Origin of the sequence: Kribbibacterium absianum (assembly GCF_030067705.1) — a bacterium.
GTDB classification, from domain to species: domain Bacteria; phylum Actinomycetota; class Coriobacteriia; order Coriobacteriales; family Atopobiaceae; genus Kribbibacterium; species Kribbibacterium absianum.
In genome coordinates this window covers 154,792-172,106 of the sequence record NZ_JASJEX010000001.1, presented here as the reverse complement: position 1 = coordinate 172,106, position 17,315 = coordinate 154,792, and the positions used below count along the sequence as shown (strand labels likewise).

Below are 17,315 nucleotides of genomic sequence, written 5' to 3'. Positions count from 1 at the left end.
CTCGCAACTGGTTGCCTGGGTGTTTCGGTAACGCGATGTAAGGGACACGCTTACGGCGCTGCCACTTCCATGAAACTTCCAAGTAATTCAGTTTGATTCAAGAGAGCATGTGCAAAAAGGGACAGTCCCCTTTTGCACATTGCCGCTGACAATGGAGACGGAGCATTTCGGCGGGCGGTTTCGTTGGTTATGCACGACCGCTCCACAGAGAGGCCCAGCTGGCCTGGGGCTCCTCGACTGCGATGGCCTACGCTTCATTTGACGCGCCCGAGCCTTGTGACGCGGTTCGCTCGGGTTTTGTCGCATACAACGAGGGGAAGCACCTATGAACCGAGAAGACTGGTTCACCGTCGAGCCGATTGACCACGACACGTGGGTCATCAGCGAGTACGGCCATCCCGAGGAGACCCACTCCTATGTGCTGCGTGGACGCGATCGGGCGCTCCTCATCGACACCGGGCTCGGCGTGCTCGACATCGCGGAGCCCGTGTCCCGGCTCACAGATTTGCCCACAACGGCCGTCACAACACACGTCCACTGGGACCACATCGGCAGCCTTGGCAGCTTCCCGAGCTTTTGCGCTCCCGAGGCGGAGCTGGATTGGCTCCGAGGCAGGTTCCCGCTTCCGGAACAACGCATCCGGGCGATGCTTCTCGAAGGGCTTGACGCTCCGAACGGCTTCGACATCGACCGATACCGTGTGTTCCAGGGCGAGCCTTCCCGGCTGCTCAACGACGATGACTGGATCGACCTGGGGTGCCGCGCCGTCCAAGCGCTCCACACGCCCGGCCATTCCCCCGGCCATCTGTGTTTCTGGGAGCCGGAGCGTGGCTATCTGTTCACCGGGGACCTCGTGTATTTGGGAACGCTGCGCGCGGACTTCCCCTCCACTGACCCGCTCGCCTATCTTGCGTCGCTGCGGCGCGTGGCAGGACTTCCGGTCAAACGCGTGCTCCCCGCGCACCACGGCCTGGAGGTGCGCCCAGAGCTCCTGTCCGAGGTGCGCGATGCGCTCGTAGATCTTGCCGGCTGCGGCCTGCTCCGTCACGGCTCAGGAAGGTTCGAGTACGGCGAGTGGGCCGTGCAGCTCTAGAGCCCTTGAATCGAGCCGATCGGCCGCTTCTGCCTCTTCCACGCAAGCGGGCCACACGGTCAATTCACGCGTCGCCAACCAAAAGAACAGGCTCGGCGTGCTCCGAAAAAAGGGGACGTGTGCAAAAGGGGACAGTCCCCTTTTGCACATTGGCTCAGTCCTGCCCCGCGCCGCGCACGTGGGCCGCGTAGTCAATCCGCGCGTCAGCAACCAAGAGAATGGCCACCGAGGCTCCGCCTGCCCGATAGAGGATCACGCAATTCTCGACGAACGACGCGCGAACGCCCAGGGCGCGCAACTCAGGCAGGCGGGAAAAGCCATAGAGCTCCGGCTGTTGGACAATGAGAGCGACGCGACCGGCGGGGGCGTCGCTGAGCGAGCGCGTAGATTCGGAGCCAGCCTGCTCCAGCCGGTAATCCAGAACCTCAAACCAGCCCTGCAGCGCCTCAGGCGACCAGACCGCCCTACCAGCCATAACGCTCTCTCGTGAGCTTCATCGCCTCGTCATTGGCGATGATCTGACCACCATCGATTTGCGCGATGCTCTCTCTCACGCGAGCTACCACCCGCTCCTCGAGTGCCCTTTCGCGCGCGAGCTCTGCTTCGTAGTCCTCCTTAGGCACGAGCCGATACTCTCGAAACTTCTGGGCGTCGAGGCACACGAACACCTCATGGCCGTTCTTGGTCACGATGACCGGCTCGTCCGCATTCGCCACGGTCTCCGCAAAGGCCGTCGTGTTCTTGAGGTCGCTGATAGGGACGCAGGTGGGCATGGCTCCTCCAGATTCTGGGAATTGCATGGGTTAATTATGCCCAAAAAGCCTGGGAGTTTGGCGACAAGAACAACGGGACGCGACCCTTCGGCCGCGTCCCGCTGCCAAACCGCGCATCAAGGCCCAACGGGTGATGTCCGGCTACCAGATATCACGTGCACAACTACCTGACAAAATGCTCCGTCCCCAATTGCACAATCGCAGGTTTCGCTACTCCTCGGCGAGCCACACGCGGCCGAGCGCGTCCGCGCCCTTGATCGCGTTCACCACCATCTCCGGCGTGACCTCGAACGGCATGTTGCCCATCGTGTCGTCCGGCGCACAGGCGGCCTCGGCAACGGCGAGCAGCTGCTCGTCGGTCGCGTCACCGGCGCCGATCTGCCCGAGCGTCACCGGCAGGCCGATCGCGCAGCAGAAGTCGAGCACCTCGGCCAGCAGGTCCTGGTCGGCGTCCTCGAGCACGAGCTGCACGAGCGTGCCGAAGGCCACCTTCTCGCCGTGGTAGTAGGCATGCGTGCCGGGCAGGCTCGTGAGGCCGTTGTGCACCGCGTGCGCGCAGGCGAGGCCGCTCGACTCGAAGCCGATGCCGCTGAGCAGCGTGTTCGCCTCGATCACGCGCTCCACGGCCAGGGTGCAGGCGCCGGCGTCGAGGGCGACCTTCGCCTTCTCGCCGTCGGCCATGAGGGTCTTGTAGCAGAGCTCCGCGAGCGCGAGCGCCGCCAGCGTCGACTTGCCGCCGGCGCACGTGCCGGCGTCGGAGTCCGCGCAGGCCTTGGCCTCGAACCACGTGGCGAGCGCGTCGCCCATACCGGAGACGGTGAGCCGCACCGGCGAGGCGGCGATCACCGTGGTATCCATGATCACCATGTCCGGGTTGCTCGGCAGGAAAAGGTACTCGTCAAAGGCGCCGTCGTCCGTGTAGAGCACGGACAGTGCCGAGCAGGGCGCGTCGGAGCTCGCAATGGTGGGGCAGATGATCACCGGCAGCTTCTCGTAGTAGGCCACGGCCTTGGCGGTGTCGAGCGCCTTCCCGCCGCCGATACCGCAGACCACGTCGAAGCCGCCCTCCTGCACCACCTGACGCAGCCGCGCGACCTCGGTCTTGGAGCACTCGCCCCCAAAGGCGTCGAAGGTCACCGTGGCGTCCACGCCGTCGAAGCCGGCGCGCACGGTGTCGCCGATGCGCCGCTCGCCGGAGGCGGTCGCAATGGCCAGCGCCTTCGTGCCGCGCGTCGCCACGAACGACCCGAGGCTGCCGAGCGCACCGGGCCCCTGGATGTACTTGGACGGGCTGTTGTAGATCTTCTCCATCTCGCGGCTCCTTCCACGGGAGGGGCAGCGCGGCCCCTCAATTCGACGCGCCCAGTGTAGGGCCACGAGGGAGGAAGAGAAAGCGGGGCGAGACCCGACGGCCTCGCCCCGCCCAACCCACCGTGCCAGCACGGACGCCCCGTGGATTCTGCAGCCCTACCAGATGCAGCGACAGTTGCCCGCCTTCGCGGTCACCGTGGCCGGCGCGCCCTCGCGCGGCACGTAACGGCCGGGCAGCGTACCGGTCGGCTCGCCGTGCTCCACCGCCAGCTCGCCGTTCACGAACACCTGGCGCGGCTGGCCGTGCACGTCGTAGCCCTCGTACGGCGTGTAGTCCACGGCCTGGTGCTGGTTCTTCATCGAGATGGTCCACTCGACGTCCGGGTCCCACACGCACACGTCCGCGTCAGCGCCCTCCACCAGGGCGCCCTTGCGCGGGTACATGCCGAACACGCGCGCCGGGTTCTCGGACATCAGGCGGCAGAAGTCCTCCGGGCCCAGCTCGTCCTCGAACAGGTTCATGATCAGCACCGGACGATGCTCCACGCCCGGGCCGCCGTTCGGGATCTTGCGGAAGTCGCCGATGCCGCGGTCCTTCTGTCCGAAGAAGTTGAACGAGCAGTGATCGGTCGCGATGGTGTCCACGTCGCCTTCGAGCACCCCCTCGCAGAGCGCGGACAGGTCGCTCTGCTGGCGGAGCGGCGGGCTCATCACGTACTTGGCGCCGCGGAAGTCGGGCTCCAGGTAGTGGCTCTCGTCGAGGATCATGTACTGCGGGCAGCTCTCGATGGCCACGTCCACGCCGCGGTCGCGCGCCGCGGTCGCGGCCTTGAGGCCCTCCTCGGTGGACACGTGCACGACGTTGACCCTCGCGCCGGACAGCTCGGCAAGGTAGCCGAGACGCGCGATGGCCTCCGCCTCCACCTCGTCCGGGCGGCTCAGCGGGTGCCCCTCGGGCCCCGTGACGCCGGCGTCGAACACGCGCCTCTGCAGCTCGTTCACCACGGTGCCGTTCTCGCAGTGCACGCAGAGGATGCCGCCGTACGGCTTGATGGTCTCGAGCACGTCGAGGGTCTGGGCGTCGTCCAGCTTGAGGTGGTCGTAGGCGAAGTACGTCTTGAAGGACGAGACGCCCTCCTCGAACATGAGCGGGATGTCCGCCTTGGTCTGGCCGTTCCACTCCGCGATGGCCATGTGGAAGCCGTAGTTGGCGGTGCAGGTGCCGTCGGCGCGCTTGTGCCACTCGGCCAGGGCCTCCGGCATCGTCATCCCGCGGTCCTGCGTGGCGTAGTCCACGATGGTCGTGGTGCCGCCGCAGGCCGCAGCGCGCGTGCCCGTCTCGAAGGAGTCGGCGGTCCAGTCCATGCCGGTCCAGCACTGCATGTGGGTGTGCGCGTCGATGAAGCCGGGGTAGACGTAGCAGCCGGACGCGTCGAAGACCTCGGCGTCGCGCGGGGTCTCCCCTTCCGCGAGCCCCTCGGGCGCGATGCGGGCGATCTTGTCGTCGACGATCAGGACGTCGCCGTTGATGAGGCCGGCCGGCGTGACGAGCCTGCCGCCCTTGATGAGCTTCGCTGGCATGAGCAACTCCTTCGTGAACGAAACGGGACAAAGGGCTCCGGCACCTTTGTCCCGCGCTGAAACGAGAAGAGGGACAAAGGCGTCTGGCACCTTTGTCCCCACTGTGACGCTAGTGACCGGACCCGGCATCGGTCGTATCGGTGCCCGGCGCCCGACGGTCGCCGTCGCCGCGCTCCCGGGCGGCGCGCTCGGCGACCTCCTCGGTCACGGGCAACGGGCCGCCGGCCTTCTCGCCCTTCTTGAGGATCTCGGGCTCCATCGGCTCGGGCAGCCCCTCGTCCTCGCGCTCGAGGGCCTCTTCGGCCGCCTCGACCATCTCGGTCGCGACCGGGTTCTGAGGCTCCTCCGGCGGGAGCACCGTGTTGAGGATGATCGCCATGATGGCGCACGGGGTGATGGCGCTCGTGGCGAAGATCGTGGTCACCCAGTCGGGGAAGCCGGCCAGGCAGCCGGTGACCTGGTAGATGCCGAGGCCGAAGGCCACCGAGATGCCGAAGATCGTGCAGGAGCGCGGCGTGAGGCCGTCCTTCACAAGGATGCGGATGCCGTTCAGCGTGATGGTGCCGAACACGCTGATCGTGGCGCCGCCGATGACGGGGTCCGGGATCATCATGAGCACAGCCATGAGCTTGGGGCAGAGACCGGCAACCGCGAAGACGGCCGCCGCGCCGACGAACACCCAGCGGTTGATGGCCTTGGTGGACACGATGATGCCGACGTTCTGGCCGAAGGCGCTCGTGGGCAGGCCGCCGAAGAACGCGCTCACGACGGACACGAGGCCTTGGGCGCGAAGGGAGCCGCCGTACTCGTGGTCGGTGGGCATGCGGTCCATCGAGCCAGAGGTGGCGGCCGCGAGGTCGCCGATGAGCTGCACGCCCACCATCACGTACACGATGGCGATGGTCACACAGGCGGCGAAGTCGAACTCGATCGGGAACGGCATGAACCGGGGCAGGCTGAACCAGCTGGCGCCGGCGATGCCCGACGGGTCGATGTAGCCAAAGGGGATCGCGATGAGGCAGCCGGCGATGATGCCGAAGAAGATGGCGCCGATCTTGAACACGCCCTTGGCGAAGGTCTGCAGCACGAACACGATCGCGAAGGTGGAGAGGCCCACGGCCCAGGCGCCGGCGGAGCCGAAGATCTCGCTGCCCGCGCCGCCGGCCATGTACTTGATGGCCGTGGGGTACAGGCTGACGCCGATGGCGAAGATCACCGTGCCGGTGACGATGGGCGGGAAGATGCGCGAGACCTTGTCGTAGCAGAAGCCGAAGATCATCGACATGATGCCGCCGACGATCTGGCAGCCGAGCACCGCGCTGAAGCCGAGCTCGACGCCGATGGCCTGGAGCGGCATCAGGAACGCATAGCTCACGCCGGTGACGATGGGCAGGTTCGCGCCGAACTTCCCGAAGAGCGGGAACTGCTGGAGGATCGTGTCGAGGGCGGAGAGGATGAGCGCCATCTGGATCACGATGGACTGCTCCTCCTGCGACAGGCCGCACATCACCGACAGGATCATCGCCGGCGTGATCACGCCGGCGAAGCAGGCCAGCACATGCTGGAGCGCGTTCGGGACAAGCTCGCCGAGAGGCGGGAAGCCGTCCCGCGTGAAGACGGACGCCTTGGGCGCGTCCGCAGCCGGAGGCGCCGCAGCGCCGGTGTTCTCTGCCATGGGTCTCTCTTTCTTTTGCAAGGGCCCTTCCTGGAGGGGCCTTGTGGTTCGCCCGGGCGCCCAACGAGCGCCCGAGTCTGTCTTCGTCAGGAGGCCCCGAGCGCGTTGGCCATAGCCTCCAGCGCGTCGGGGGTGTCGCAATCGAGCAGCTCGCGCGGGTCGCCGGCCTCGACGACCACGGCGTCGGCCACCAGGTCCGGGCGGGCCTTGAGCAGGGCGCTGCCACCCACGTCACCCTGTACCGTGCGGAGGGCGCGGTAGGTGCCGGACGGAAAGGCCACCGGGCTCCGGCCCTCCCCGTGCCAGCCGAGCCGAACGACGCGGCCGGGGTGCTCGGCAAGAGCAGCGGCCACGGAGCGGAGGCTCTCGTCGCTGAGCAGCGCCTGGTCGCCGGGCACGAACACCGCCGAGCTGCACCGCTCGCACGCGTCGAGGCCCGCGCGCATCGAATCGGACTGGTCGGGGCCCGCGGGCGCCGCGATCGTCGGCGTCGCGTTCCGCGCCTCCGCCCACCGGCACACGGCATCGACGACCGCCGGCTCGGCTGCGACCACGACCAGCTCGAAGCAGTCGCGTGGCACGGCGTCGAGGGTGTGCCACAGCACCGGCTCGTCAGCGAGCGTCGCGAGCAGCTTCTGGGACCCGAACCGCTCGGAGCGGCCGGCGGCCAACACCACGCAGGCGGGCAACGGCTGGCCCTGCAGACCGGCGAAGCAGGCCCGGAACGACGCCTGCGCGTCGCGCTCGACCGAGCGCCGCCAGGCGCGATAACGGTCGAGGAACTCCGCGCCCTGTGGGGTGAGCTCGGAGGAACCGCCGCCCTCGCCGCCCACACGGCGCGCCGTGAGCTTGAATCCCAGTTCCTGCTCGGCGCGGTTCACAATGCGGGTGGCCTTGGAGTAGCTCATCCCGAGCGACCGCGCGGCCGCCGACAGGCTGCCGAGGCGCGCGAGCTCCTCAAGGAGCCTGCAGGGCCCGTCGCCGAAGAACCGCTCGCCGTCCTCGCCGCCCACCATCACGCGAATCCGGGGCTCCATAGACCCTCCTCCCTGCTCATCGGTCATGCATCGAGCAACATCGTACTCAGAGCCAGCCGACTCTGCACCCAGGGGCGCAGCCGGCTTTCAGGTGCAGCGCCACAAAAGGAGCCCGCCACGGAGGAGTTCCGTGACGGGCTCCCAGACCGTTCTATGGGGCCAAGCTTACTTGACGGTCATCAGGCGCTGCTTGTCCTGCGCGTCGAGGGCCTTGAGAGCGCCCTGGACGTCCTTGCACTTGGCCAGGAAGATCATGGCAGCAATGGCGTACGGCTTGAAGGAGGCCTCGCGGTACATGCCCACGCGGTGCGCCTCGAAGACGTCGTTGGTGACCTCGCCGTGCTCGCAGCTGACGCCCTCGATGTCGGCGGGCAGCGGGTGCATGTAGATGGCGTTGTTGGTGAGGCCCATGAGCTCGGGGGTGGTGACCCAGTCCATGTGCTGCTTGTTCTGCTCGAGGAGGCGCTGCTCGAGGGCGTCGATGCCGTCGAAGTCGCCGGCGGCGTAGAGCTTCGTGCGCTCCTCCATGCCGACGAACGGCGCCCAGCTCTTCGGGATCACGATGTCGGCGTCCTTGAAGGCCTCGGCCATGTCGTTCGTCTTGGTGAAGGTGCCACCGGAGGCGGCGGCGTTCTTGGCGGCGACCTGCTCCACCTCGGGCATGATGTCGTAGCCCTCGGGGTGCGCGAGCACGACGTCCATGCCGAAGCGGGTCATGAGGCCCACGATGGCCTGCGGCACGGACAGCGGCTTCGCATAGGAGGGGCTGTAGGCCCAGGACATGGCGATCTTCTTGCCCTTGAGGTTCTCAAGGCCGCCGAACTTCTCGGCGATGTAGAGCAGGTCGGCCATGGACTGCGTCGGGTGGTCGATGTCGCACTGGAGGCTCACGAGGGTCGGCTTCTGGGCGAGCACGCCGTCGCCCTTGGACTCGATGATGGAGTCCATGAACTCGTGCATGTACTTGTTGCCCTCGCCGATGTACATGTCGTCGCGGATGCCGATGACGTCGGCCATGAAGGACACCATCGTGGCGGTCTCGCGCACGGTCTCGCCGTGAGCGATCTGGGACTTCTTCTCGTCCAGGTCCTGGACGGCCAGGCCGAGCATGTTACAGGCGGAGGCGAAGGAGAAGCGGGTGCGCGTGGAGTTGTCGCGGAACACGGAGATGCCGAGGCCCGAGTCGAAGATGCGCGGCGAGATGTTGCGCTCGCGGAGGTTGCGGAGCGCGTTGGCCACGGTCACGACGGCCTCGATGTCGTCCTGGGACTTCTCCCACGTGAGGTAGAAGTCGCCCTCGTACATGTCGGAGAAGTCGAGGGTGTCGAGCTTGTCGATGAGCTTCTGGAGCTGGGCGTCCATGTGTTTCCTTTCTCAAAGCGGTGCGGAGCACCGCACAAACTTACTCGCATGGTTCAGAGAATGCCCGTGGAGGGGCGTCGCGCCCGAGACTCTGCGCCGAGAAGGCAGCCGGCTCAAGTCGCGAGAAGGAGGCGCCAGGGTGTGAGGTCCGGAGTGACCTATCCCTTGAAACGGAGACCCTTGTGTCCCCGGGCCGTCGGTGCCGGGCGAACTAGCGAATCACGTTGTCCGTGAGCTCGGCGCGGAACTCGGTCGCGCTGGTCTCGCCGGCCGCGGGCGGCTCGTACAGGTTGATGCCGGCGACGTACATCGCGGCCGCGGTCACGAGGTCCTGCTTGTAGGTGACCTCGTTGGGGGCATGGGCCTGGGACTCGGCGCCGGGGCCGAAGCCCACGCACGGGATGCCGTAGCGGCCCTGGATCGACACGCAGTTCGTGGAGAAGGTCCACTTGTCGAGCAGCGGACGGTTGCGCAGGCCCATGGCCACGTCCGGCCCGATGCGGGTGTCGCCGAAGAGGTTGTGGTGCGCCTCCACCATGGCCTTCACGTGCGGGGCGTCGGCCTTGTTGATCCACGTCGGGAAGTAGGCCTCGGTCTCGTACACCTCGCCGGTCCAGGAAGGACGGTCGTACATGTACATGGAGACGGTCACGTCCTCGCCGTACTTCTTGACGGCCGGCAGGTCCTCGATCTCCTTGAGGCAGCTCTTGTAGGTCTCACCGGCGGTCATACGGCGGTCGATGGAGATGGAGCAGGAGTCGGCGACGGCGCAGCGGCTCGGGCTCGTGAAGTAGATCTGGGACACGGTGCAGGTGCCGCGGCCGAGGAAGCGCGCGTCCTCCCAGTGCTCCGGGTTGTACTTGGGGTCGAGCATCTTCACGAGGCCGCGGATCTCGGTGGACTCGTCGCAGCCGTTGTTGTTGAGGTCGCGCACGTTGGCGATGATGTCGGCCATCTTGTAGATGGCGTTGTCGCCGCGGTCGGGGGCGGAGCCGTGGCAGGAGGTGCCGCGCACGTCCACGCGGATCTCCATGCGGCCGCGGTGCCCGCGGTAGATGCCGCCGTCGGTGGGCTCGGTGGAGATCACGAACTCAGGACGGACCTTGTCGATGTTGTAGATGTACTGCCAGCACATGCCGTCGCAGTCTTCCTCCTGCACGGAGCCCACGACCATGATCTTGTAGCCCTCGGGGATGAGGCCCATGTCCTTCATGATCTTCGCCGCGTAGGTGGCGGACGCCATGCCGCCCTCCTGGTCGGAGCCGCCGCGACCGTAGATCAGGTCCTCGGTCTCGTAGCCCTTGTAGGGGTCGGCCTCCCAGTTCTCGATGTTGCCGATGCCCACGGTGTCGATGTGGGAGTCGATGGCGATGATCTTGTCGCCGGTGCCCATGTAGCCGATGACGTTGCCGAGGCCGTCGACGACCACCTCGTCGAAGCCGAGCTTCTCCATCTCGGCCTTGATGCACTCCACGACCTCTTTCTCCTCGCAGCTCTCGCTGGGGTGGGAGATCATGGCGCGCAGGAACGCGGTCATGTCGGGGCCGTACGCCTTGGCGGCCTCCTTGATCTTGTCGTAGTCGAGCTGCTTCTCTGCCACTGCGTCCTCCTACTCTTCGCGCCCCTCGTGCCGGGGCGCCCTCAACGGGTGCGGGCCCCTGCGGCCAGAGAGCGCCGCAGGTTCGTCATAACGAGGGACGCCCGGCCCGCAGCCGGCGCCCCTCGCAGCGTTAGCTACTCGCCCGTGCTCGGGTACGCGCCGTTCCACACGATCTCGTGGTAGCGCACGGGGTCGGTGTCGCCCTCGGTCGAGAAGAGCAGCACCTGGGAGCTCTCGTCCAGGCCGAGCGCGTCCTTGAGCTCGGCGTAGGCCGGGTCGGTCATCACGGTCGCGATGACGCCCATGCCGATGGCGCCGGACTCGCCGGAGGTCACCGCCGGGTCGCCCTTCACCGGCGCGGCCAGCATGCGCATGCCCTTGGCGGCCATCCAGTCCGGGCAGCTGAGGAACGCTGTCGCGTGGTTGCGCAGGATGTCCCAGCCGATGGTGTTGGGCTCGCCGCAGGCCAGGCCCGCCATGATGGTCTCGAGGTCGCCGCCCACGATGCGCGGGTCGCCGTCAGCGGCCACAGCGCCCTGGTAGAGGCAGTCGGCCGCGCCGGCCTCCATGATCACGAACTTGGGCGGGCAGCTGGGGAACTTGTTGACGAAGTAGCCCACCACGGAGCTGGCGAGGGAGCCCACGCCGGCCTGCACGAAGACGTGCGTCGGGCGGTTGACCTCAAGGGCGCGAAGCTGCTCGGTGGCCTCGGAGCTCATCGTGCCGTAGCCCTGCATGATCCAGGAGGGGATCTCCTCGTAACCGTCCCAGGCGGTGTCCTGGACGATGACGCCGCGCTCGGTCTCGTCGGCCTCCTTGGCGGCCAGGCGCACGCAGTCGTCGTAGTTGAGCTCCTCGATGGTCACGTCGGCGCCGAGCTTGGCGATGTTCTCCTTGCGGGTGGCGACGGTGCCCTTGGGCATGTGCACGACGGCCTTCTGGCCGAGCTTCTGGGCCGCCCACGCCACGCCACGGCCGTGGTTGCCGTCGGTGGCGGTGAAGAACGTGGCCTGGCCGAAGTCGTTGGCCAGCTCGTCCGACGTCAGGTAGTCGAAGTCCGTCTCGGAGACGTCCTTGCCGGTCTGCTGCGCGATGTAGCGGGCCATGGCGAAGGAGCCGCCGAGCACCTTGAACGCGTTGAGGCCGAAGCGGTAGCTCTCGTCCTTCACGTAGAGGCCGGCGAGGCCGAGGTTGCCGGCCATCCCCTCAAGGTCGGCGAGCGGGGTGACGGCGTACTGCGGGAAGCTCTCGTGGAACGCGCGCGCCTTGGCGACGTTCTCGAGCGACATCACCGGAAGGTTCTTGTCCTCCGAAGCCGGCATCGTGTTGAGGGTCCAACGAAGCGTGCTCTCCTCCATGGAGTGTCCTTTCCCGGCGCGTGCCGATGAGTTGCTTCCGCGACCAAACTTTTTGTTTGGACAGCTTAATCATAGGAAGCGCCCTTGCGAATGCAAGCGAGACGCGGAATCACCTCTTTGGGACCACGCCCTTGTCGGTGGGCGGTAGCTAGAGCGCCGCGAACGACAGCTGACACTCAGAAAGTCCTGTGGCGACTTGAACGGCGAACGCATCCGGTGCCCTATCTCCTAAATCACCTGCAGGTTCTCGCCATGGCTTTGGCACAAGAACAAGCCGACGAGAAACGCCCCTGCCGCCCTTGAGCCTACGCGCGACAGCACGGGGCGGCCTCTCGAGATAGGCAAAAGGGCGGCGCCCGCTCCGTGAGCGGCGCCGCCCTTCCTGGTAGAGCTGAACGGGACTGTCCCTTAGAAGGTGCCGTTCTTGATCTGCTCGACGTACTCGTTGAACTTGTCGATGGTCTCCTGGTCGCAGATCTTGGTGGAGATGGTGCCGGCGTAGACGCAGCCGTTCGCCAGGTCGCCCTTGATGGTCTTCTTGCCGAAGGTGTCGTTCTCGACGTCGTCGAGCACCTGGTTGGTCATCTTGGCGTTGTCGGTCACGACGGACACGGCGATGATCGCGTTGTCCTCGGAGCCGATATTGCCCGGCTGGCCGATGTCGTAGTGGCCGGCGCCGGCGGCCTCGAGGGCCTCGCGCGCGCCGGTGTCGACGATGGAGGCGTCGCCGAACATCACGTCGACGTTGTTGGAGTTGATCATGTTGGTGGCCAGCTCCTTGCCCTTTGCGGCGTCGGAGAAGCTGTTGGCGTAGGCCACGGTCACCTTGGCGTCCGGGTTCACCTTCTGGGCGGCCTCGGTGTAGCCCTGGATCTTGTTGAGGGTGGTGTCGAGCTCCATGGCGCCGATGAAGCCGATGTTGTTGGTGGTGGAGAGCAGGCCCGCCATCACGCCGGCCACCTCGCCGATCTGCACGGTGTCGGGCATCGTGCACTCGATGTTGTCGTAGTCGGTGACGTCGTCGTTGAAGATGCAGAACTTGGCGTCAGGGTTGGCCTTGGCGCAGTCCTCGACCGCGGAGGTGTACTGGTTGCCCGGGGCGATGACGAGGTCGTAGCCCTGGTCCACGTAGTCCTGCATGACGGTGACCCAGTCGGCCTGGTCCACGGACTCGCTGTAGGCGGTGGTCCAGCCGTGGTCCTTGGCGGCCGCGCACATGGCGTCATAGCAGCTGGCACCCCAGCCGCCGTCGTTGACGGGGCCGTCGAGGATCATCGCGACCTTCTTGCCGGTGCCGTCGGAGCCGCCCGCGTCGCCGGAGTCGCCCGAGCCCGAGTCGCCGGAGCCTCCGCAAGCAACGAGGCCGACCGCGACGAAGCATGCGAGCAGCGCGCACATGCCCATCGTGAGCCACTTCTTGAACTTGCTCATACCGTTCCCTCCTATCGTGGGGTCGCGACGCGGCCCCGCTCTCTACGACCGGCACCCCGCGCCGGATGTTGCCAGATGACAGCTACCTCAACGGTAACCCAAACTGAAGGAGTCCACCAGCCGACACGTCCGACCGGCCGGTGGACGAGGCTCACCGTTCTTCTCGGAAGTAGGGCTTTCCGTTGGCCTTCGGGCCGCCCTTCTGCGCGTTGAAGAAGAACAGGGCGACGATGGTGAACACGTACGGGATCATCGCGAAGAACTGGTAGGAGATGTCGGGGACCGCGATCTGCAGGCTGATCTGCACGGCGTCGAAGAAGCCGAAGAGCAGCGTGGACCCGAGGATGCCGACGGCGCTCCAGCGGCCGAAGATCACCGCCGCCAGGGCGATGAAGCCGCGGCCGGCCACGACGCCGGTGGCGTAGGTGGACGTGTAGCAGGTGGTGAGGAACGCGCCGCCCATGCCGGCGAGGGCGCCGCAGACGATGGACGCCAGGTACTTCATCTGGACGGCGTTGATGCCGAGGGTCTCGGCGGCCTGGGGGTTCTCGCCCACGGACCGGAAGTTGAGGCCGGAGCGCGTGCGGGCGAAGTAGAACCAGCACAGCGGCACGAGCAGGTAGCACAGGTACGCGAGCAGCGTCTGGTTGAAGATGGCGTTGCCGATGACCGGGATGTCCGAGAGCAGCGGGATCGCCACCTTGTCCATCGTGACGCCCTGCACGAGCGTGGAGCCGTCACCGAAGACCACCTTGTAGGCAAAGGTGGCTATGCCGGGGGCAAGGATGTTGATCGCCATGCCCATGACCGTCTGGTCCACGCAGAGGTTCACCGTGCAGAACGCGTAGATCATGTTCACGGCTATGCCGGCCACCGCTCCGCACAGCACGCCGAGCCACAGGTTGCCCGTCTGGTACCCCACGACGAAGCCGGTGAAGGCGCCGATGGTCATCAGGCCGTCGAGACCGATGTTCACGAGGCCGGCACGCTCCGAGAAGAGCTCGCCGAGCGCCACGAAGAGCAGCGGCACCGTCATGCGAATGGTGGTGGCCAGGATCTCTGGCATCGAGCTGAGGAAGGCTTCCATTACTCGCTCACCTCCGGCTTGAGGCTCGACCCGTCGTCGCCCTTGGTGTCAGTCGGGGGCATGAGGCCCTCCTGGTCCATGGGCCGGCGGTTGAGCAGGTTCTTGAAGGTCGGCAGCTTCATCATGGCCATGCCGGCCACGGCGAAGATGATGATGAGCGCGCGGATGATGTCGAGGATGGCGCTCGGCACGCCGATGCCCACCTGCATCGAGGAGGCGCCAGTGGTGAGCATGCCGAAGAAGAGCGCCACCGCCATGGAGCCGATGGGGTTGAGCTGCGCGATGAGGGCGATGGCGACGCCCGAGAAGCCGAAGCCGCTGCCGAAGCCCGTCATCAGGCGGTACTGGCGGCCGAGCAGGTCCACCGACCCACCGAAGCCCGCGATGGCGCCGGAGATCACGAAGGAGAGCAGCACGAGGCGCTTCACGGGGAAGCCGGCCACCTTGGCCGCCGTGGGGTTGATGCCGACGGCGCGGATCTTGAAGCCGAAGCTCGTCTTATAAATGACGTACCAGACGGCGACGGCCATGAGGATCGCGATGATCACGCCGATGTGCAGGCGGTCGATCTTGGGCAGCACGACGCTGTCCGCCACGGCCATGGTCTGCAGGTTGCCGGAGTCCGGGTCGTGCAGCACCTTGGAGTACATGAAGTTCATGAGCAGCGTGGCGACGTAGTTGAGCATGATCGTGGTGATGAGCTCGTTGAGGCCGCGCGTGATCTTCATGACGCCGGGGAGCAGGCCCCACAGGCCGCCGGCGATGATGCCGACGAGGATGCCGAGCAAAATGCCAGGGACGCCCTCGACCCCAGTGGTCTCGAGCACGAACATCGTCGCGCAGGCGCCGAGGATGAACTGGCCCTCGCCGCCCAGGTTGAAGACGCCGCACTTGTACGCGAACGACACCGCGAGGGCCGTGAAGATGAGCGGGCACGCGGACTGCAGCGATTGGGCGACGCGCCCGGCGTTGCCGAGGGCGCCTGAGAACAGGTACCCATAGCCCTCGATGGGGTTCTTGCCGAGGCAGAGCACAACGATGCCGCCGACGACGAACGCCAGGAAGATCGAGACGATCGGCACGATGATGCTGATAATCTTGTCGCGCTGGAACACGCCGAACTTGTTGACCTTGGGCGCCTTGGGCGCCTGGGCCGTTGCTTCTGTTGCCATATCCCTGCCCTCCTATTTGCCGGCCATAGCGAGCGAGATCTGGTCGATGGGAGGGTTGACCCCGGGGTACTCGCCCATGACCTGGCCCTCGAACAGGACGACGATGCGGTCCGACAGCTTGAGCACCTCGTCGAAGTCCGCGCTGATGAGGATCACCGCGCAGCCTCCGTCTCGGGCGGCGATCACGCGGTCATGGATGAAGTTCGTGGCACCGATGTCGAGGCCGCGGGTGGGGTACACCGCGATGAGGATCGGCGGGTTGCCCTCCAGCTCACGGGCCAGGATGACCTTCTGCTGGTTGCCGCCGGACAGACTGCGCACCGTCTGGTTGACCGAGGTGCAGCGGATGTCGTTCTCTTGCTTCTTCTCGTTCGCGTACTCCTGGATGGCGCCCGTCTTGAGCCACAGGCCATGGCCGTAGGAGAACTTGTCGGAGGTGGTCTCCTTGAGGATGAGGTTCTGGGCCACGGTCATGTCGCCGACGAGGCCCATCTTGTTGCGGTCCTCGGGGATGTCAGCGAGGCCGTTCTCGATGAAGTCGTCGGGGCTGTAGATGGAGACGCGCTGGCCGTTGCGCCAGACCTCGCCCTCTTCGGGCGCGATGAGGCCGGCGATGAGGGCCGCGAGCTGGGACTGGCCGTTGCCGTCGATGCCCGCGACGCCGAGGACCTCGCCGGCGTTGACGGTGAGCGTGACGTCCTTGAGGCCGCCGTGCTTCTCGTTCGGGTGGTACGAGACGCCCTTGAGCTCGAGCATGGGCTTGTCCGCCGCGACCACCTTGTCGTAGACGCTCTCGACGAACCGGTGCCCGATCATGAGGTCCGAGAGCTCCTGGCCGTTGGTCTCGGACATCTTGAGGGTCTCAACGGACTCACCGGCGCGGAGCACCGTGACGCGGTCCGAGATCTTTGTGACCTCGCGCATCTTGTGGGAGATGAAGATCACGGACTTCCCCTCGCTGGTGAGGGAGCGCATGATGTCGAAGAGGCCCTCCACCTCCTGGTCCGTGAGGACGGCCGTGGGCTCGTCGAGGATCAGCAGCTCGGCGCCGCGGTAGAGGACCTTGAGGATCTCCACGCGCTGCTGCATGCCGATGGACATCTCGCCCACAGGGACGTCGAGGTCCACCTCGAGGCCGTAGCGGTCCATGAGCTCTTGGATCTTCTTCTTGTCCTTGGACTCCTGGATGGTGAAGGAGGGGTTGACCTTGGAGCCGAGAATGATGTTCTCGAAGCCGGTCATGGCCTCGATGAGCATGAAGTGCTGGTGCACCATGCCGATGCCCAGCTCCACGGCGCGCGCGGGGCTCGAGATCCGCTCCTCCTTCCCGCGCCAGAGGATCTTGCCCGCAGTGGGCTGGTAGAGACCGATCAGCACGTTCATCAGGGTGGACTTCCCCGCGCCGTTCTCACCGAGCAGCGTGTGGACCTCGCCCTCTTGGATGTCGAGGTTGACATCGTGGTTGGCGAAGAACGTCCCGAACTGTTTGCTGATCCCCTCCATCCTGAGCATTTCCGCCATAGAGACCGCCTTTCTGTGCCTTTGAAAGAGCCAGGAGGTGCTGTCTTGCTGCTAAAGCGCGCGTTGGGCTTGTGGACCCTCTGTGTCCGGTGAATTCTACTCGTCGGGACTCAGGGGACTCCCCTTGCTGCGTCACTTTAGTCGTTCCGAAATCTCACTGGAGACAAAAAGTGAGGCCGCCTGACCATCCGTCCGGTCAACGAGAGGAAAGCAGGGACGAACGGCATCATCTTGGAAACGGCATCGTTTGCGCTTCAGGCCGATAATCCCGATGTTTGTCGGGTTATTCTCTGAGCCACCTAACGACTCGCAAC

At 66.1% G+C, this 17,315-nt stretch carries 14 protein-coding genes; 1 reads left to right on the top strand and 13 read right to left on the bottom strand.

The genetic code is table 11. The features are described 5' to 3' along the window. Positions 1 to 325 precede the first annotated feature (325 nt). Positions 326 to 1,093: an MBL fold metallo-hydrolase gene (locus tag QJ043_RS00735; protein WP_283712257.1), complete on the top strand. Its 768-nt coding sequence runs from the start codon at positions 326 to 328 to the stop codon at positions 1,091 to 1,093. Between the two features lie 154 nt (positions 1,094 to 1,247). Here QJ043_RS00735 and QJ043_RS00730 read toward each other — a convergent pair whose 3' ends face one another. From QJ043_RS00730 to QJ043_RS00670, 13 genes are all read right to left on the bottom strand, one after another. Then, positions 1,248 to 1,568, bottom strand: coding sequence for a type II toxin-antitoxin system RelE/ParE family toxin (locus QJ043_RS00730; RefSeq protein ID WP_283712256.1), 321 nt, complete (start codon positions 1,566 to 1,568; stop codon positions 1,248 to 1,250). Next, entirely contained in the window at positions 1,558 to 1,866 is a 309-nt protein-coding gene (locus tag QJ043_RS00725) for a type II toxin-antitoxin system Phd/YefM family antitoxin (protein ID WP_283712255.1), read from the bottom strand. Before QJ043_RS00725 ends, QJ043_RS00730 begins: the two co-directional genes overlap by 11 nt. A 210-nt stretch (positions 1,867 to 2,076) precedes the next feature. Beyond that, positions 2,077 to 3,177: a glycerol dehydrogenase gene (locus QJ043_RS00720; RefSeq protein WP_283712254.1), complete on the bottom strand. Its 1,101-nt coding sequence runs from the start codon at positions 3,175 to 3,177 to the stop codon at positions 2,077 to 2,079. Between the two features lie 156 nt (positions 3,178 to 3,333). Next, positions 3,334 to 4,758, bottom strand: a complete 1,425-nt coding sequence (gene hydA, locus QJ043_RS00715) for a dihydropyrimidinase (RefSeq protein WP_283712253.1) — start codon at positions 4,756 to 4,758, stop codon at positions 3,334 to 3,336. Between the two features lie 109 nt (positions 4,759 to 4,867). Further along, positions 4,868 to 6,433 (bottom strand): uracil-xanthine permease family protein, encoded by a 1,566-nt coding sequence (locus tag QJ043_RS00710; protein ID WP_283712252.1) that lies wholly within the window; start codon positions 6,431 to 6,433, stop codon positions 4,868 to 4,870. Between the two features lie 86 nt (positions 6,434 to 6,519). Next, the gene (locus QJ043_RS00705; protein ID WP_283712251.1) at positions 6,520 to 7,470 is read right to left on the bottom strand and encodes an NTP transferase domain-containing protein; all 951 of its coding nucleotides are present in this window, start codon (positions 7,468 to 7,470) and stop codon (positions 6,520 to 6,522) included. A gap of 165 nt (positions 7,471 to 7,635) precedes the next feature. Beyond that, positions 7,636 to 8,832 carry a knotted carbamoyltransferase YgeW gene (ygeW, locus tag QJ043_RS00700; protein ID WP_283712250.1) on the bottom strand — a complete coding sequence of 399 codons (1,197 nt, stop codon included), beginning with the start codon at positions 8,830 to 8,832 and terminating at the stop codon, positions 7,636 to 7,638. A gap of 211 nt (positions 8,833 to 9,043) precedes the next feature. Beyond that, entirely contained in the window at positions 9,044 to 10,432 is a 1,389-nt protein-coding gene (locus QJ043_RS00695; protein ID WP_283712249.1) for a YgeY family selenium metabolism-linked hydrolase, read from the bottom strand. Positions 10,433 to 10,566: 134 nt separating this feature from the next. Beyond that, positions 10,567 to 11,790, bottom strand: coding sequence for a diaminopropionate ammonia-lyase (gene dpaL, locus QJ043_RS00690; RefSeq protein ID WP_283712248.1), 1,224 nt, complete (start codon positions 11,788 to 11,790; stop codon positions 10,567 to 10,569). Between the two features lie 408 nt (positions 11,791 to 12,198). Continuing rightward, positions 12,199 to 13,221, bottom strand: coding sequence for a BMP family protein (locus tag QJ043_RS00685; RefSeq protein ID WP_283712247.1), 1,023 nt, complete (start codon positions 13,219 to 13,221; stop codon positions 12,199 to 12,201). Between the two features lie 151 nt (positions 13,222 to 13,372). Then, positions 13,373 to 14,308: an ABC transporter permease gene (locus QJ043_RS00680; protein WP_283712246.1), complete on the bottom strand. Its 936-nt coding sequence runs from the start codon at positions 14,306 to 14,308 to the stop codon at positions 13,373 to 13,375. After that, positions 14,308 to 15,480, bottom strand: coding sequence for an ABC transporter permease (locus QJ043_RS00675; protein WP_283712245.1), 1,173 nt, complete (start codon positions 15,478 to 15,480; stop codon positions 14,308 to 14,310). The genes QJ043_RS00680 and QJ043_RS00675 overlap by 1 nt, the downstream gene beginning before the upstream one ends. Positions 15,481 to 15,492: 12 nt before the next feature. Continuing rightward, positions 15,493 to 17,001, bottom strand: coding sequence for an ABC transporter ATP-binding protein (locus tag QJ043_RS00670; protein ID WP_283712244.1), 1,509 nt, complete (start codon positions 16,999 to 17,001; stop codon positions 15,493 to 15,495). Positions 17,002 to 17,315 lie beyond the last annotated feature (314 nt).

What these genes read in the sequence shown, in the direction of transcription:
- QJ043_RS00685 (WP_283712247.1), bottom strand. Translation starts at nt 13,221, where the DNA reads ATGAGCAAGTTCAAGAAGTGGCTCACGATGGGCATGTGCGCGCTGCTC.
- QJ043_RS00725 (WP_283712255.1), bottom strand. Translation starts at nt 1,866, where the DNA reads ATGCCCACCTGCGTCCCTATCAGCGACCTCAAGAACACGACGGCCTTT.
- QJ043_RS00675 (WP_283712245.1), bottom strand. Translation starts at nt 15,480, where the DNA reads ATGGCAACAGAAGCAACGGCCCAGGCGCCCAAGGCGCCCAAGGTCAAC.
- QJ043_RS00680 (WP_283712246.1), bottom strand. Translation starts at nt 14,308, where the DNA reads ATGGAAGCCTTCCTCAGCTCGATGCCAGAGATCCTGGCCACCACCATT.
- ygeW (WP_283712250.1), bottom strand. Translation starts at nt 8,832, where the DNA reads ATGGACGCCCAGCTCCAGAAGCTCATCGACAAGCTCGACACCCTCGAC.
- QJ043_RS00705 (WP_283712251.1), bottom strand. Translation starts at nt 7,470, where the DNA reads ATGGAGCCCCGGATTCGCGTGATGGTGGGCGGCGAGGACGGCGAGCGG.
- QJ043_RS00730 (WP_283712256.1), bottom strand. Translation starts at nt 1,568, where the DNA reads ATGGCTGGTAGGGCGGTCTGGTCGCCTGAGGCGCTGCAGGGCTGGTTT.
- QJ043_RS00670 (WP_283712244.1), bottom strand. Translation starts at nt 17,001, where the DNA reads ATGGCGGAAATGCTCAGGATGGAGGGGATCAGCAAACAGTTCGGGACG.
- hydA (WP_283712253.1), bottom strand. Translation starts at nt 4,758, where the DNA reads ATGCCAGCGAAGCTCATCAAGGGCGGCAGGCTCGTCACGCCGGCCGGC.
- dpaL (WP_283712248.1), bottom strand. Translation starts at nt 11,790, where the DNA reads ATGGAGGAGAGCACGCTTCGTTGGACCCTCAACACGATGCCGGCTTCG.
- QJ043_RS00735 (WP_283712257.1), top strand. Translation starts at nt 326, where the DNA reads ATGAACCGAGAAGACTGGTTCACCGTCGAGCCGATTGACCACGACACG.
- QJ043_RS00710 (WP_283712252.1), bottom strand. Translation starts at nt 6,433, where the DNA reads ATGGCAGAGAACACCGGCGCTGCGGCGCCTCCGGCTGCGGACGCGCCC.
- QJ043_RS00720 (WP_283712254.1), bottom strand. Translation starts at nt 3,177, where the DNA reads ATGGAGAAGATCTACAACAGCCCGTCCAAGTACATCCAGGGGCCCGGT.